Consider the following 15,882-nt stretch of genomic DNA (forward strand, 5'->3'; position numbering starts at 1 on the left):
GGGACAGGCGCCGGCCAGACTTCGGGGATGCCCGGCGAGGGCTGCCGGGCCCGTCGGGCATCCCCGGGTTCAGGGGGTCGGGGCCGGTGTCAGGTCCCAGGCCGGGAACGGGTCGTCGTACGTCGCCCAGGCCGCGGGTCCGTCGGCCAGTTCGCCGGCGGTGAGCAGGGCGTCGGCCAGCGCGTCACGCAGCGCGTCGGCCCGCAGCCCGGTGCCGATGAACACCAGCTCCTGGCCCTGGACGGCGGGCCGGTCCTCCGCGGCGCGCTCCTCGGCGGAGTGGCCGTTATCGGACCCGTGGTCGTGGTCGTGATCGTGCACACCCGACGGCTCGAAGCGGGCCACCGCGCCCGCCTGGGACCACAGCCCGGTGACGTCGGGACGGGTAGCAAGTGTGAAGAAGCCCTTGGAGCGCAGCACCGTTCCGTACGTACCGGCGTCCAGCGGGCCGGTCACCAGGTCCCACAGCCGCCCCGGATGGAAGGGCCGCGGGTCGCGCAGGACCACGGAGGAGATGCCGTACTCCTCCGTCTCCGGCACGTGGTCGCCGTTGAGCTCGGCCACCCAGCCCGGCGCCTGCTCGGCCCTGGCCAGGTCGAAGAGGCCGGTGCCGAGGATCTCGGCGGGCGGGACCACGCCGCGTACGGTCCGCAGCACGCGGGCCGCCGGGTTGAGCCGCCGCAGCGTGGCCGTCAGCCGGTCCGCCTCCTTCGCGGAGACCAGGTCGGTCTTGTTCAGCAGGATCACATCCGCGAACTCGACCTGGTCGATGAGGAGATCGCTGACGGTCCGCTCGTCGTCCTCCACCGGCGCCAGGCCACGCTCCACGAGGTCGTCGCCGCGGCCCAGTTCGCCGTCGAAGTTCACCGCGTCCACGACGGTGACCATGGTGTCCAGGCGGGCGATGTCGGTGAGCGAGGCGCCGTCGTCCCTGGCGAAGGCGAAGGTCGCGGCGACCGGCATCGGCTCGGAGATGCCGCTGGACTCGATGAGCAGGTAGTCGAAGCGGCCGGCGCGGGCGAGCCGTTCGACCTCTTCGAGGAGGTCGTCGCGGAGCGTGCAGCAGATGCAGCCGTTGGTCATCTCGACCAGCCGCTCCTCGGTGCGGGAGAGCGCGGCGCCGTCCCGTACCAGCGAGGCGTCGATGTTGATCTCGCTCATGTCGTTGACGATGACCGCGACGCGCAGGCCCTCGCGGTTGGCGAGCACATGGTTGAGGAGGGTGGTCTTGCCGGCGCCGAGGAAACCGGAGAGCACGGTGACCGGCAGCCGGCCTTCGGGCGGCGTGTGGTTCATACCGGGAACGGTAGCAGATGATAATCATGTTCAACAAGGGGCGAGAGTGCGCCCTGGTCGGCCACGGGTCGCGGCACAGCTGGTGACGCACCGGGAATTCCGGTACGGACAGGACGTCAAAAGATTGTCATGACGCGGAAGTTGCCCGCCGGTAGGAAGCGGATAGGGTGCTTCCGATCTTCGCTTCTCCTGCGCCCGCAGGGCCCGCTTGCGATGCCGCGACCGCCCGAGGACCCGTTTGATGACAGCTCAGACACCCGCTCGTCCGCAGACAGCGCGCCCGCCCGCGGTGGCGGCGCTGTACGCGTTCCTCGTCGCCCTCGTCGTGACCGGCGGCGCCGTCCTGTGGGCGGTATTCGCGGGCCCGACGACGCTGCGCACCGAACTGGCGTGGGGCTGCGGCACGGTGGCCGCGGTGCTGAGCGTGCTGCTGGCGGTCACGGTGTACGCGGTACGGACCGCCGCCCGGCACCGCGCCCGGATCGCGGAGCTGACGGCCGCCGCCGACCGGCTCGCGGACGAGACGCTGCCCGAGGTCGTGGCCCGGCTGCGGGACGGCGCCTCGGTGGGCACCGCGCTCGGCCACACCACGATGCCCGCCGACGAGGCGCACCGCCGGATCGTGGAGACGCTGGCCACCGAGGTCGGCCGCGGCGAGCGGATGCGCGCGGCGGCGATGTCCGCCTGCGCCAGCGCGGCGGGCCGGGTCCAGGCGCTGGCCACCAGCATGCTCGCCGACCTGCGCGACATGGAGCACCGGCACGGCGAGGAGGTCCTCGGCGACCTGCTGAAGCTGGACCACACCACCGCGCAGGCGGGCCGGCTGGCGGACAGCATCGCCGTACTGACCGGCGCCCGCTCCGGCCGCCGCTGGAACAAGCCGATCACCATGGAGAGCATCCTGCGCGGCGCGATGGGCCGGATCAGCGCCTACCGCCGGGTGCGGCTGCACAGCAGCAGTACCGCGGCGGTGGCCGGGCACGCGGCCGAGGGCGTCATGCACGCGCTCGCGGAGATCATGGACAACGCCACCTCCTTCTCGCCGCCCACCTCGACGGTGCACGTGTACGTCGAGGAGGCCCAGGCCGGCATTGTGGTCAGCGTCGAGGACAGCGGCCTAGTGATGACCGAGACGGCGCTGCGCAACGCCGAGGCCGCGGTGTCCGCCAAGACGCTGGACCTGATGTCGCTGTCCGGCACCCGGCTCGGCCTCGCCGTCGTCGGCTGCCTGGCCGGCAAGCACGGCCTGACCGTCTCGTTCCGCCCTTCGGCCCGCGGCGGTACGAGCGTGGTCGTGCTGATCCCGCAGCAGCTGGTCACCCAGCCGCCGCCCAAGCCGGCCGGCCGCCGGACCGAGGTCCCCGAGGTGCCCGTCGCGGGGCTGCGGGCGGCGCACGACGCGCAGGCCCACGAGGTGCACGAACGGGACGCGCACGAAGGCGGCGTACGCGAACGCCACCGGCACGGCAGCGACGTGCACGACCGGCCCGCCGGCCGTGCCGCCCGCCCCGCCTCCGGGGCCGGGGAAGCCCGGGAGACCACCGAGTACGCCCGGGAAGCCACCGAGTACGCGGCGGAGACCACCGAGTACGCGGCGGAGACCACCGACCACCACCCCACCGTCCCCGACCGGGACACGGGCGCCGCGCGCGGCGGGGGCGCGTCGCGGGGCCCGGACGACCCGCACGGCCGGAGCGCGCCCCAGGACCGGGGCGCGTCCGACGTGCCCGCGCCGCGCGGAGCCGGTCCGGCGCCCGCGACGGAGTACGGACCGAGCGGACTGCCCAAGCGGCGCCGCGGCCAGACCCTGGCCGGCGCGCCCATCCCGCAGGCACCGCCGGCCACCGGACGCACCCGCGGCCGCTCCCACGAGGAGTCCGCCGCGCGCCTGCGCTCCTTCCGCCGGGCCGTGCGGGGCGAGGCTCCGCCCAGCCGGCCCACCACCCCCGAAAATGCCCCGAAGGACGATCCCCGATGAACACCACCGACAACCGCCTGGACTGGTTGCTGGAGAACCTCCTGCAGAAGACGCCGGGCGCCCGGCACGCGCTGGTGCTGTCCCGCGACGGCCTCAAGCTCTGCCACTCCCGGGACCTGAGCGTCGACCAGGCCGACCAGCTGGCCGCGATCGCCTCCGGCATCCAGTCGCTGTCGCACGGCGCGTCCGTCGAGTTCGGTGACGGCAGCGGCGGGGTGCGGCAGGCGATGACCGAGTTCCACGGCGGCATCCTCTTCATCGTCGAGGCCGGGCACGGCGCGCACCTGGCCGTGGTCGCCGTCGAGGACGCCGACGTCGGCCTGATCGGCTTCAACATGAACGAACTGGTCGAGCAGATCGGCGAGTACCTCAGTGCCGCGCCCCGCGAGGACGGCGGCCCCGGTCTGCCGGGCCGGCCGGCGTGAGCCCGCTCGGCCCGGACGACGACCCGGACCGCCTCTACACCGTCACCGGCGGCCGCAGCCGGGCCGCCGGGAGCCGCTTCGACCTGGTCACGCTGATCGTGGCCGAGTGCGAGCCGGCGCCCGGGATGCAGTCCGAGCACGTCCGCATCCTGGAGCTGGCCCGGCGCCCGACGGCGGTCGTGGAGCTGTCGGCCGCGCTGCGGCTGCCGGTGAGCGTCGTACGCATCCTGCTGACCGACCTGCTCGACACGGGCCGGATCACCGCCCGCCATCCCCGCACGGCCGCCCGGGCCGAGCTGCCCGAACCCGACCTGCTGAAGGAGGTGCTCGATGCACTCCAACGTCTCTGACGGCGCGGCCGGCGCCGCCTTGGCGGAGGACGTACGGGCCCCGCTGCACCAGTCCGCCGACAACGGCCTGAAGATCGTGATCGTCGGCGGCTTCGGCGTCGGCAAGACCACCCTGGTCCGCTCGGTCAGCGAGATCCGTCCCCTCAACACCGAGGAGACGATGACCCAGGCGGGCGTCGGCGTGGACGACCCGGCCGGCGTCGAGGCCAAGTCGACGACCACGGTGGCCTTCGACTTCGGCCGCATCACCATCAACGAGCGCAACGTCCTGTACCTGTTCGGCGCCCCCGGACAGGAACGTTTCTGGTTTCTGTGGGACCGGCTCTTCGCGGGGACGCTGGGCGCGGTGGTGCTCGTGGACACCCGTCGGCTGGACGACTCCTGGTACGCGATCGACCGCCTCGAAGCCCATGGAATGCCGTTCATCGTCGCCCACAACGACTTCGGCGGCGACCCGCACACCCTGGAGCAGATACGCGACGCGCTGGACCTCTCCCCCGCCGTGCCGCTGGTCGCCTGCGACGCGCGCGACCGTGACTCCAGCAAGCGGGTGCTGATCACTCTCGTACGCCATCTGTACGCGCTCGCCGCGGAGGAGCCCACGCCGTGACCGACTCCCAGCAGACCTCCGGCTGCCCCATGGCCGCCGCCGGGGCCGTACCGCTGTACGGCGAGGGGCTGAGCGGCGATCCGGCCCGGCTGTACCGGGAGATGCGCAGCCGGCACGGCGCGGTCGTACCGATCCTGCTGGACGGCGGCTTCCCGGCCTGGTTCGTGATCGGCTACCGCGAGCTGCACCAGGTCACCTCCGACCCCGAGCTCTTCGCCCGCGACTCCCGCCGCTGGCACGCCTGGGACCAGGTGCCGGAGGACTGGCCGCTGCTGCCGTTCGTCGGGTACCAGCCGTCGGTGATGTTCGCCGAGGGGCCCGAGCACCGGCGGCGGGCCGGGGCGATCAGCGACGCGCTGCTGGCCATCGACCAGTTCGAGCTGCGGCAGATCTGCGAGCGGATCGCGGACGGGCTGGTCGACGCCTTCGCCGGGCGCGGCGAGGCGGACCTGATGGCCGAGTACGCGCTGCGGCTGCCGCTGCTGGTCGTCGCCGAGCTGTACGGCGCGCCGACCAGCGAAGTGCCGGACTTGGTACGGGACATCGCCGAGTCGCTGGACGTGGGCGACGGCGCGATCGACGCGCACCGGCGGGTCGCGGAGCGGATGGCGCGGCTGGTCCGTGTGAAGCGCGGGCGGCCGGGGCCCGACGTCCCCTCGCGGCTGCTGGCCCACCCGGCGGGGCTGACCTCCGAGGAGGTGGTCATCGACCTGCTGGTGGTGATGGCGGCGGCGCAGCAGCCCACCGCCAACTGGATCGGCAACACGCTGCGGCTGATGCTGACCGACGACCGGTTCGCGGTCAGCCTGACCGGCGGGCGGCGCAGCGTGGGCCAGGCGCTGAACGAGGTGCTGTGGGAGGACACCCCCACGCAGAACTTCATCGGGCGCTGGGCGGCCCGCGACACCCAGCTCGGCGGCCACCGCATCAAGGCCGGTGACCTGCTCGTACTGGGGCTCGCCGCGGCCAACAACGACCCGCTGGTGCGGCCGGACTTCACGGCGGCGCACGCCGACGGCAACCAGGCGCACATGGCGTTCAGCCACGGCGAGCACGCCTGCCCGTACCCGGCGCCGCAGCTGGCCGAGGTGATCGCGCGCGCCGCGGTGGAGGTACTGCTGGACCGGCTGCCGGACGTGGTGCTCGCGGTGCCCGACGGGGACCTGGTCTGGCACCCGTCGCTGTGGATGCGGGGGCTGACGGGGCTGCCGGTGTCGTTCACGCCGACGTACACGCCGGGGCCGGCCTGACACCACGGGTGCCGTACGGGCCGTACCCGTACAGCACCCGGTCCGTCCGCGTCAGCCCACCGGCGTGAAGCGGACCGGCAGCGCGTCCAGGCCGCGGGTGAAGACGCCCTGTTCCCGCGGGACGAAGCCGTCCTCGAGCGCCGCGTCCGGCAGCGCGTCCAGCAGCTGCCCGACGCCGGCCTCCACCTCGGCCTTGGCCAGCAGAGCGCCGACGCAGAAGTGCCGGCCGAGCGCGAAGGCCAGGTGGTCGGCGGCGGCGGAGAAGGCCGTCGTCGCCTTGAGGTCGGCGCGGAAGATGTCGAAGGTGTCCGGGTCGGCGTACCGCCGCTCGTCCCGGCCCGCCGCGCCGATCAGGCAGGTCACCGTAGCCCCGGCCGGCACCTTGCCGCCGCCGATCGTGACCTCCTCCGCCGTCTGGCGCATGATCATGTGGACCGGGGGAGTGAACCGCAGCGTCTCCGCGAAGGCCCGCTCGATCAGCGACCGGTCCGCGCGCACGGCGGCCAGCTGCTCGGGGTGGCGCAGCAGGTTGTGCATGATGCTGGAGATCGCCTTGTCGGTGGTCTCGCCGCCCGCGGTCAGCAGCAGACTGCAGAACGCCTTGATGTCCTCGTCGCTCATCCGCGTGCCGTCGATCTCGGCGGCGCAGAGGGTGGAGAGCAGGTCGTCGCCGAGGTTCTCGCGCCGCTCCCGGATGATCGGAAGCATGTACGCGGCGAACTCCTCCTGGGTGCGCAGCCCGGCCGCCGCGACCTCCGGGTCCTGGCTCAGATTGCCGAGGAAGCCGATGATCGCGGTGTACCAGCGGTGGAAGCGGTCGTGATCGGCGCGGTCCAGGCCGAGCATGTCGACGATGACGTTGACCGGGAAGCGGGTCGCGAACTGCGCGACGAGGTCGGCCCGGCCCGCGTCGCGGAAGCCGTCGATCAGCTCGCGCGCGTTGCGCTCGATGACCGGCTGGAAGGTCTCCTGGAGCGGGACGCCGCGGAAGGCGGGCGCGACCAGCGCACGCCGTACGGAGTGCTCGCGGCCGCTCATCTGCAGGATGGTCCGGCCGTGCACCGGCTCCAGCTGCCAGTCGTAGTTGTCGGTGGTGAACGCCGGGTCCTTGAAGGCCCGTTCGACGTCCTCGTACCGGGACACTATGTAGCTCTGGGTCGCCTCGTGGTGGAGCAGCGGGAAGTCGTCGCGCAGGACGCGGTACGCGGCGTACGGATCCGCCGTGAACTCCGGCGACAGCATGTCCGGCGCTGCTCGGTCCGGCACTGCTCGGTTCGCTTCTCGGTTCGCTTCTCGGTTCGCGGCCAAGAACGCTCCCTGGGAGTGTGTGGGTGGGGGTGCTGCGATCCCCACCAAGATCGTTCCTGCTCGTCGCCCTTTCAAGACGGCCTCTGCAACCACTTTTGCGGTTACCGCCCTGACCTGCGGCGATGCGCAGACTTCCGGGGAATGACAACGGGTACCGATGCAGCCTTTGGATCTTTTGCCGAAGTGCGGTTTGCTTCGTTCGAGCGGCTTTGCGGCAGCCTTGCCGCCCGACCCAGGAGGGAGTGGGCCATGACGGGGCACGCCCACGCGCACAGCGATCACTCGGGCCACTCCCACGCGGTGGCCGCGGACGCGGACCGCCGCTGGCTGCGGGCCGCGCTGATCCTGATCACCGCGTTCATGGCCGTCGAGGTCGTGATCGGCTTCGTCGCCCGGTCCCTGGCGCTGATCTCCGACGCAGCCCACATGCTCACCGACGCCGCCTCGATCGTGCTCGCGCTGATCGCGATGCGGCTGGCGGCCCGTCCGGCGCGCGGCGGCTACACGTACGGCCTCAAGCGCGCCGAGATCCTCTCCGCGCAGGCCAACGGCGTCACGCTGCTGGTGCTGTCGGTCTGGCTGGCGTACGAGGCGGTCACCCGGCTCCTGGAGCCGCCCGAGGTCACCGGCGGCCTGGTCCTCGTCACCGCCCTCGCCGGGGTCGTGGTGAACCTCGTCGCGACCTGGTGCCTTTCGAAGGCCAATCGCTCCAGCCTGAACGTCGAGGGCGCCTACCAGCACATCCTCACCGACCTGTTCGGCTTCATCGCCACGGCGGTGGCCGGTGCGGTCGTGCTGACCACCGGCTTCGCCCGGGCGGACGCCATCGCATCGCTGCTGGTGGTCGCGCTGATGCTCAAGGCCGGCATCGGCCTGGTGCGCGACTCGGGCCGGATCTTCATGGAGGCCGCGCCCGCCGGGGTGGACCCGGACGCGCTGGGCGACCGGCTGGTCGCCGCCGACCAGGTCGTGGAGGTCCACGACCTGCACGTCTGGGAGATCACCTCCGGCGACCCCGCGCTCTCCGCGCACGTACTGGTCGCGCCCGGCGGCGACTGCCACAAGGTCCGCCGCACGCTGCAGGAGCTGCTCGCCGCGGAGTACGGCATCACGCACGCCACGCTCCAGGTCGACCACCTGGGCGAACAGGACGGCGGCGGGGAGCTGCTGCGCATCGGGGACCGCCAGGACGCCGACGCCGACCAGCCCTCCGGCGCCCACTGCGCGGACACGCACGGGCCGGTGCACCGCTCGGGGCCGCACGACCACTGAACGGCCGTCCGCAACGGCGCGTCGGCGGGCGGCGCGACGCCGGACTTCTCCGTGCCTGTGATGAGGTGGTCGTGTCGGGTTACTCGGGACGGGTTTCGGTTTCACGTGAAACGGAGGAGACATGGCAGCGAGCGCGCCGGCCCGCACCGGTGCTCCGCCCGCACGCCGCGTACCGGCCCGCCACCGACTGCGCGCCATCCTGGCCACCGTGCTGCTGGTCCTCGGCTGTCTCCTGGCCCCGCCGGCCCTCGCCATGGGCTGGGCGCGCGCCGAGCTGACCGACACCGCCCGCTACACCGCCACCACGGCACCGCTCTCCCGCGACCCGGCCGTCCAGCGGAACATGGTCACCGCGATCACCGATGAGGTGATGCGCCGGGTGGACCTGTCGCCCCTGGTGGACGCCGTGCCGCCGGCCGAACGCCCCGCGGTGCGCGAGCGGTTCACCCGCGGAGTAAGAGAGTTCGTGGCCACCCAGATCCGCGGTGTGGTCACCTCCCGTTCCTTCCCCGCCCTGTGGAGCCGCGTCAACGGCACCACCCACGCCTCTCTCGTCACCGCGCTCTCCTCACCCGGCGGCCGGCCTGTCGTGCTCGACCTGCAGCCCGTCGTCGACCGGGCCCGGGCCCGCCTCGTCCACACCGTGCCGGCCGGTGCCCGCCTGATCCAGCGCGTCCATGTCTCCGGCACCACGCTCGTGCTGCTGCGGTCCGACGAGGTCGCCGAGGCCCGCGGTCCGTACGCGGCGGTGCGGACGCTCGGCCGGCTGCTGCCCGTCGCGGCGGTGCTGAGCCTGGCGGCCGGGCTGCTGCTGGCACCGCGCCGCCGGCGGGCGCTGATCGGTACCGGCCTGGGCTGCGCGGCGGGCGGCGCGCTCCTGCTCGCCGCGTTCGCCGCCGCCCGCGGGTACGCCCTGGACGCGCTGCCCTCGGCGGTGTCCGGCGCGGCGGGCTCGGCGGTGTACGACACGCTCACCGCGCGCGCCCGGCTCGGCGGCGGGGCGCTGCTCGCCACGGGGCTCACCGCGGGGCTCGCCGCCGTCCTGTCGGGAATCCTGGCGAGGCGCGTGCGGGTCCGCCGGGCGCTCAGAGACCGATGACGGTCTTGCCCTGTGCCCGGCCCGTGCGGCTGCGGGCGAGGGCCGCCGGGGCGTCCTCCAGCTGCACCTCACTGGTGATCAGGACGGTGAGCCGGCCCGCGTCGAGCTGGTCGGCGAGGATGGACAGCAGCTGCGGCGAGGGCCGGTTGAGGAAGTTGAAGCCGCGCAGGTTGTGCTCGATGAGCATGTCCGTGTCGGCCGCGCCGACGGTGGACACGACCGTGCCCCCGTCCCGTACGACCTGCGTCATGTCCGCGAACGCTTCCGGGCCGCTGACCAGGTCGATCAGGATGTCCACGCCGTCCGGGTGAGCCGCCCGCACCTGCTGGGCCACCGGCCCCTCCGTGTGGTCCACCGTGACCGCCGCGCCGAACTGCCCCATCAGCTCCGCGCTGCCCGCCCGGGCCGTGGCGATCACCTCGGCGCCGCGCTGCGCCGCGAGCTGCGTGACGAACGTGCCGACGCCGCCGGTCGCGCCCACGACCAGCACCCGCTTGCCCTCCGCGACCCGGGTCTCCTCCACGAGGTTGTACGCGGACATGCCGGCCGTCGGCACCGCCGCCGAGGTCGCGTACGTGACGTTGCGCGGCGCGGGGGCGACCGCGTCCTCCGAGGCGACGGCGTAGTCCGCGTACGAACCACCGCCCCTGCCGACCAGCTGGAACTGCCCGAAGACCTGGTCGCCGACCGTGCAGCGGCGCACGTCGGGGCCGACCGCGACCACCTCGCCCGCCCCGTCGGTCCCGAGGATCAGCGGGAAGGAGTGCGGCACGGCGTCCTTCAGCATGCCGTCGGCGATCTTCCAGTCGACCGGATTCAGCCCGGCGACCGCCATCGCGACCAGCACCTCGCCGGGTCCCGGCTCGGGCTGCGGCAGGTCCATCAGCTCGGGCTCGGCCCCGAAGGCACTGACTGCTACGGCTCTCATCGTGGTGTTCCTTCCACCTCTCCGTACCCCGGCCCCTGTCCGGCCCCTGCCGGGGATCGTAAGCACGCCGGTGCCGCCCGGCGCGGCAGGCGAAAGGGCCATGCCCCGGAAGCAACTCGTACGGCCGTCCCCAAGGGCGGCCGCGGCGCGGCGGCGGTGGGTTTGGCACACGGCCGGTGCGGTTACTCCTCCCCCTCATGAAGGGCGACAAGGGCGACAAGAACGACGGGCGCCCCGGCAGCGGGCGCGCGAAGGGCGAGGAGACCGTACGGGCGGGCCGGCGCACCGTCGCGATCAGCCGCCCGGACAAGGTGCTCTTCCCCGACGACGGCATCACGAAGCTGGACGTGGCCGAGCACTACCGGGCGGTCGCCCCGCGCGCGCTGCCCCATCTGCGCGGCCGCCCCCTGATGATGGAGCGACACCCGGACGGCATCGGCGGCCGCCCGCTGATGCAGAAGAACGCGCCGGACTACTTCCCCGACTGGGTGCGCACCTCCGTCCAGGAGAAGGCCGGCGGCAAGGTGACGCACGTCGTCTGCGACGACGCCGCCACGCTCGTGTACCTCGCCGGGCAGGCATCGCTGACCCAGCACCGCTGGCTGTCCCGCGAGGACACCCCCAACGACCCCGACCTCCTGATCGTCGACCTGGACCCGTCGGAGGGCGCGGACTTCGAGGACGTGCGCTGGGCGGCGGCGCGGGTCTGCGAGCTGTGGGACGAAGTCCGGCTGCCCGTCCGGCTGATGACCACCGGCTCGCGCGGCCTGCACGTCATCGCGCCGCTGGACGCCAAGTCCGACTACGACGCGGTACGGGACTTCGCGCACCGCGCCGCGGAGCTGCTCGCCGACCGCCACCCGGACCGGCTCACCACCGAGCAGCGCAAGGCCGACCGCCCCACGAAGGGCGGCCGCGGCCGCATCTACCTCGACGTGCAGCGCAACGCCTACGCGCAGACCGCGGTCGCGCCCTACAGCGTCCGCGCCAAGCCGGGCGCGCCGGTGGCCATGCCGATCACCCGCGAGGAACTGGACGACCCGGAGCTGAACGCCCGGCGCTGGACGCTGCGTACCGCGCCCGAACGGCTGGCGGCGGCCGACCCGTGGTCCGGTGACGGCTGGCGCGGCCGGTCGGTGAGCGCGGCGGCGAAGCGGCTGCCCTCGGAGTAGGACACCACGCCCGCCCGGAGCGGGGTGGTGACGGTGCGTCGGGTGATCGGCCGCGACGGTACGGGGACAGGCCCGACACGCGGCGACAAAAAGATGAACCGACGGCGAATCCGGGTGGCTTCGGCTCGTACCGGCACACGGCACGCGGGGTCCCACGATGCGACAGGGGCAGGCCGCTACCCTTTGGTGTCCGTCCTGGTCAGCACGCGCCTCGCTCAAACGGACATTCGCCGCACCCAGCACATACGCACGCCACCACACGCACGAGAGGTACGCCGATGGGCATTCGGAGTCTGCTGCGCAACGCTTTCGGTCGCTCCAAGGCGGCCAGTAAGGAACCGGATGCCGTCGCGGCGACGGAGGCCACCGACGAGGCGGCCATCCCGGAGGCCCGCGAGGAGTCGGCCCCCTCGGCGGACGCGGTGACGGAGGCCGCGCCGACCGCGGAGACGGAGGTCCCGGCGGCCCGTACGGAACAGGCACCGGCCCGTCCGGAGCCGGCGTACGCGGAGACCGCGCCCGCGGCGGGCGCCGCGGTACTCGCGGCTTCGGCCGCCTCTTCGGATGCCGCCGACATCTCGGACCTGGTGAGAGAGGCCTTCGACCGCCCGTCGGCGGTGAAGCCGGAGGTGACGGAGCAGCGCTCCGCCGAGCCGACGCCCGCGGAAGCGGCACCTGCGGAAGCGGCGCCTGCGGAGGAGCCGCCTGCGGAGGCCAAGGCCGCGGCCACGACCGAGGTCGAGGCCGAGGTCGAGGTCGAGGAGCCGAAGGCCGCGACGAGCGCTGAGGTCGAGGCCAAGGACGAGGTCGAGGTCGAGCCTGAGATCAAGACGGAGCCCGAGGCGGCCGAGCCGGTGGCCGCTGAGCCGGTGGCCGCCGAGCCCGAGCCGGTGACCGCCGACGCCGAGCAGGTCACGGCCGAGGCCCCGGCCGACCAGCCGAAGGCCGAAGAGCCGAAGACCGAGGCCCCGGCCGAGGAGCCGAAGGCGGCGGAACCGCAGGCCGACGAGCCGAAGGCCGAGGCCCAGCCGGAGGCCGAGCCCGAGGTCGTCGCCGAGCCCGAGCCCGAGCCCACCCCCGCGGCCACCATCCCCGCCGCCCGCACAGAATCCCCCGCCGAGGCCACGACCGAGGCCCCCGCCGAGCCGGTCCCCGCGCCCGCAGAGGCAGCGGCGCCCGCAGCCGCAGACGCAGCCGCGCCCGCCGACGGCGAAGCCCGTCCCGCCCTCTCCCTCGCCAAGGTCGAGGACGTCGCGCCCGGGCTGGTCAGCCTGTACAAGGACGCCGGTGCGGCGCTGGAGAAGCAGGGCCTGACCGCTCAGCGCGCCGCCGTCTACCTCGCGCTCGACCGCTCCGGTTCGATGCGCAACTACTACAAGGACGGCACCGTCCAGCACCTCGCCGAGCAGGCCCTCGGCCTCTCCGCGCACCTCGACGACGACGGCACCGTCCCCGTCGTCTTCTTCTCCACCGACATCGACGGCACCGCCGACCTCGACCTGACCGGCTACGAGGGCCGCATCGAGGAACTGCACGCGGGCCTCGGCCACATGGGTCGGACCAACTACCACTGGGCGATCAAGGCCGTCGTCGACCACTACAAGAAGTCGAAGACGACCGCTCCCGCGTTCGTGATCTTCCAGACCGACGGCGCCCCCACCTCCAAGCCCGCCGCCGAGAAGGCGCTGTGCGAGGCGGCCGGGCTGCCGATCTTCTGGCAGTTCGTCGGCTTCGGCGACCCCGAGGCCAAGGGCTTCGACTTCCTGCGCAAGCTGGACGACCTCGCCGTACCGGAGAAGCGGAAGGTCGACAACGCCGGCTTCTTCCACGCCGGCCGCGACCCGCGCGCCCTGGCCGACGCCGACCTCTACGCGCAGCTGATGATCGAGTTCCCCGAGTGGCTCACCGAGGCCCGCGCCGCGGGCGTACTCAAGGACCGCAAGAACCGGAAGAACGGCAAGAACAGCAAGACCGGCTGACCCGGCACGACCGGCACACGGCCCGGCGGCTCCCACGCGGAGCGGCCGGGCCGTCGCGCTTCATACTTCAGCCCCGCGCCTCAGTCCGCCGTCGTGTACGCGATGAACAGCGACCATGCCGCCGACGAGAACGTCAGCCGCGGCGTCTCCGCGTCCACCCGCTTCGAATCCCGCACATGCACCGATCCAGCCGCGGCCGCGACCTCCACACAGGCGGCGTCCTCGTACTCGCTGTAGCTCGACGTGAACCACGTCAGCCCGTCACCCATGGCCCCTCCGCCACCCCTCGATGCCGCGCATCGCTTCCCCAGGTACTCACAGCATCCCCGGTCGCCTGCACACCATGCGTACAGGAGTCCACGAGCCGAAATGGGGCGCGGTGGCCCCCGTCCGGGCGAGTACGATATTGGCGTTCCGTAGTGCAAAAAATCACTCACCGTAGCGACTTGGGAGCAGCCGGCAATGGCTCGACACCTCATCACCAGCGCCCTTCCGTACATCAACGGGATCAAGCACCTGGGCAACATGGTGGGGTCCATGCTCCCGGCCGATGTGTACTCCCGGTATCTGCGCCAGCGCGGGCACGACGTGCTGTACATCTGCGCGACCGACGAGCACGGCACCCCCGCCGAGCTGGCCGCGAAGGACGCCGGCCTGCCCGTCGACGCGTTCTGCGCCGAGCAGCACGACGCCCAGAAGGCGATCTACGACGGCTTCGGCCTCGCCTTCGACCACTTCGGGCGCAGCTCCTCGCCGGAGAACGTCGAGCTGACCCAGCACTTCGCGCGCAAGCTGCACGAGAACGGCTTCATCGAGGAGCGGGCGATCCGCCAGGTCTACTCGAACGCCGACGAGCGCTTCCTGCCCGACCGGTACATCGTCGGCACGTGCCCGCACTGCGGTTACGACAAGGCCCGCGGCGACCAGTGCGAGAACTGCACCCGCGTGCTGGACCCGACCGACCTGATCGACGCCCGCTCGGCGATCAGCGGCAGCAGCGACCTGGAGGTGCGGGACACCAAGCACCTCTTCCTGCTCCAGTCCAAGCTGCAGGGCGAGGTCGAGAAGTTCATCGACGAGGCCGGTGAGGACTGGCCGACGCTGGCCTCCTCCATCGCCCGCAAGTGGCTGACCGAGGGCCTGCACGACCGCGCGATCACCCGCGACCTGGACTGGGGCGTGCCGGTGCCGGCCGACGTCTGGCCGGACCTGGCCGCCGAGGGCAAGGTCTTCTACGTCTGGTTCGACGCGCCGATCGAGTACATCGGCTCGACGAAGGAGTGGGCGGACGTCGACCCGGAGAACCGCGACTGGAAGTCGTGGTGGTACGAGGCCGACGACGTCCGGTACACGGAGTTCATGGCCAAGGACAACGTGCCGTTCCACAGCGTGATGTTCCCGGCGACCCAGCTGGGCACCCGTGAGCCGTGGAAGAAGGTCGACTTCCTCAAGGCGTTCAACTGGCTGAACTACTACGGCGGCAAGTTCTCCACCTCGCAGCGGCGCGGCATCTTCACCGACGCGGCGCTGGAGCTGCTGCCCGCCGACTACTGGCGCTACTTCCTGATGGCGAACGCGCCGGAGTCCGACGACACCTCCTTCACCTGGGAGCTGTTCTCCTCCTCGGTCAACAAGGACCTGGCCGACACCCTCGGCAACTTCGTCAACCGCGTGCTCTCCTTCTCGCGGAAGCGCTTCGGTGACGAGGTCCCGGCGGGCGCCGAGGCCGGCGAGGCCGAGGCGAAGCTCGGCGAGGAGATCGCCCGCCTCCTCGCCGAGTACGAGGAGCACATGGAGGCCATGCAGTTCCGCAAGGCCGCGGCGGCACTGCGCGCCCTGTGGAGCACGGGCAACTCCTACCTGGAGGAGAAGGCCCCCTGGCTGGAGATCAAGACCGACCAGGACGCGGCCGCGCTCACCCTCCGTACGGCGATGAACCTCATCCACCTGTACTCGGTGATCTCCGAGCCGTTCATCCCGTCCTCGGCGAAGGCCATGCGCGCCGCGTTCGCGCTCGCCGACGACACGGCCCTGTGGATCACCGCCGACGAGGCCCGCGCCCTGTCCACGGTCCCGGCCGGCACCTCCTTCACCGTCCCCCCGGTCCTCTTCGCCAAGATCACCGAAGACGACCTGACCTCCTACAAGGAGCGCTTCGGCGGCGAGGAGTAAACGCACACAGCACACGCCGAGGGGCCCGGAACCGTTTGGTTCC

14 protein-coding genes are annotated in these 15,882 nt (G+C 72.5%); 10 read left to right on the forward strand and 4 right to left on the reverse strand.

All coding sequences use genetic code 11. The annotated features are described in order from the left end of the window. Positions 1 to 69: 69 nt before the first annotated feature. Complete coding sequence (locus ACZ4MH_RS27290; RefSeq protein WP_351593534.1) at positions 70 to 1,296, reverse strand: GTP-binding protein; 1,227 nt, start codon at positions 1,294 to 1,296, stop codon at positions 70 to 72. 241 nt (positions 1,297 to 1,537) lie between these two features. Here ACZ4MH_RS27290 and ACZ4MH_RS27295 point away from each other — a divergent pair, with 241 nt between their 5' ends. Genes ACZ4MH_RS27295 through ACZ4MH_RS27315 form a run of 5 tightly spaced genes read left to right on the forward strand, consistent with a single transcriptional unit; the run spans position 1,538 to position 5,909 of the window. Next, the gene (locus ACZ4MH_RS27295; protein WP_467754736.1) at positions 1,538 to 3,274 is read left to right on the forward strand and encodes a sensor histidine kinase; all 1,737 of its coding nucleotides are present in this window, start codon (positions 1,538 to 1,540) and stop codon (positions 3,272 to 3,274) included. Beyond that, positions 3,271 to 3,699: a roadblock/LC7 domain-containing protein gene (locus tag ACZ4MH_RS27300; protein WP_351601671.1), complete on the forward strand. Its 429-nt coding sequence runs from the start codon at positions 3,271 to 3,273 to the stop codon at positions 3,697 to 3,699. The genes ACZ4MH_RS27295 and ACZ4MH_RS27300 overlap by 4 nt, the downstream gene beginning before the upstream one ends. Then, on the forward strand, positions 3,696 to 4,049 hold the full coding sequence (locus ACZ4MH_RS27305; RefSeq protein ID WP_030259166.1) for a DUF742 domain-containing protein: 354 nt from the start codon (positions 3,696 to 3,698) through the stop codon (positions 4,047 to 4,049). Before ACZ4MH_RS27300 ends, ACZ4MH_RS27305 begins: the two co-directional genes overlap by 4 nt. Then, positions 4,030 to 4,659, forward strand: a complete 630-nt coding sequence (locus ACZ4MH_RS27310; protein WP_467754737.1) for a GTP-binding protein — start codon at positions 4,030 to 4,032, stop codon at positions 4,657 to 4,659. Before ACZ4MH_RS27305 ends, ACZ4MH_RS27310 begins: the two co-directional genes overlap by 20 nt. Continuing rightward, positions 4,656 to 5,909, forward strand: a complete 1,254-nt coding sequence (locus tag ACZ4MH_RS27315; RefSeq protein ID WP_467754738.1) for a cytochrome P450 — start codon at positions 4,656 to 4,658, stop codon at positions 5,907 to 5,909. The genes ACZ4MH_RS27310 and ACZ4MH_RS27315 overlap by 4 nt, the downstream gene beginning before the upstream one ends. Positions 5,910 to 5,960: 51 nt before the next feature. Here the strand turns inward: ACZ4MH_RS27315 and ACZ4MH_RS27320 are convergent, their stop codons facing one another. Then, the gene (locus ACZ4MH_RS27320) at positions 5,961 to 7,151 is read right to left on the reverse strand and encodes a cytochrome P450 (protein ID WP_351601673.1); all 1,191 of its coding nucleotides are present in this window, start codon (positions 7,149 to 7,151) and stop codon (positions 5,961 to 5,963) included. A gap of 315 nt (positions 7,152 to 7,466) precedes the next feature. Between ACZ4MH_RS27320 and ACZ4MH_RS27325 the strand changes: the two genes are divergently transcribed. Both ACZ4MH_RS27325 and ACZ4MH_RS27330 read left to right on the forward strand, forming a co-directional pair. Next, positions 7,467 to 8,489, forward strand: a complete 1,023-nt coding sequence (locus ACZ4MH_RS27325; protein ID WP_351601668.1) for a cation diffusion facilitator family transporter — start codon at positions 7,467 to 7,469, stop codon at positions 8,487 to 8,489. Between the two features lie 121 nt (positions 8,490 to 8,610). Continuing rightward, positions 8,611 to 9,588, forward strand: a complete 978-nt coding sequence (locus ACZ4MH_RS27330; RefSeq protein ID WP_467754739.1) for a hypothetical protein — start codon at positions 8,611 to 8,613, stop codon at positions 9,586 to 9,588. Here the strand turns inward: ACZ4MH_RS27330 and ACZ4MH_RS27335 are convergent. Continuing rightward, positions 9,575 to 10,516, reverse strand: coding sequence for an NADP-dependent oxidoreductase (locus ACZ4MH_RS27335; protein ID WP_351586724.1), 942 nt, complete (start codon positions 10,514 to 10,516; stop codon positions 9,575 to 9,577). The two genes, ACZ4MH_RS27330 and ACZ4MH_RS27335, sit on opposite strands and share 14 nt — an antisense overlap. 197 nt (positions 10,517 to 10,713) lie before the next feature. On the opposite strand from ACZ4MH_RS27335, the gene ligD reads away from it, so the two are divergent. Both ligD and ACZ4MH_RS27345 read left to right on the forward strand, forming a co-directional pair. Beyond that, positions 10,714 to 11,688 carry a non-homologous end-joining DNA ligase gene (gene ligD, locus ACZ4MH_RS27340; RefSeq protein WP_351586726.1) on the forward strand — a complete coding sequence of 325 codons (975 nt, stop codon included), beginning with the start codon at positions 10,714 to 10,716 and terminating at the stop codon, positions 11,686 to 11,688. Positions 11,689 to 11,966: 278 nt separating this feature from the next. Next, complete coding sequence (locus tag ACZ4MH_RS27345) at positions 11,967 to 13,667, forward strand: vWA domain-containing protein (RefSeq protein WP_351586728.1); 1,701 nt, start codon at positions 11,967 to 11,969, stop codon at positions 13,665 to 13,667. Positions 13,668 to 13,747: 80 nt separating this feature from the next. Here the strand turns inward: ACZ4MH_RS27345 and ACZ4MH_RS27350 are convergent, their stop codons facing one another. Further along, entirely contained in the window at positions 13,748 to 13,936 is a 189-nt protein-coding gene (locus ACZ4MH_RS27350) for a DUF397 domain-containing protein (protein ID WP_351586730.1), read from the reverse strand. Positions 13,937 to 14,129: 193 nt separating this feature from the next. On the opposite strand from ACZ4MH_RS27350, the gene metG reads away from it, so the two are divergent. Then, positions 14,130 to 15,839: a methionine--tRNA ligase gene (metG, locus tag ACZ4MH_RS27355; protein ID WP_351586732.1), complete on the forward strand. Its 1,710-nt coding sequence runs from the start codon at positions 14,130 to 14,132 to the stop codon at positions 15,837 to 15,839. The last annotated feature ends 43 nt before the right edge of the window (positions 15,840 to 15,882 follow it).

The organism is Streptomyces sp. NPDC026301 (assembly GCF_055567935.1).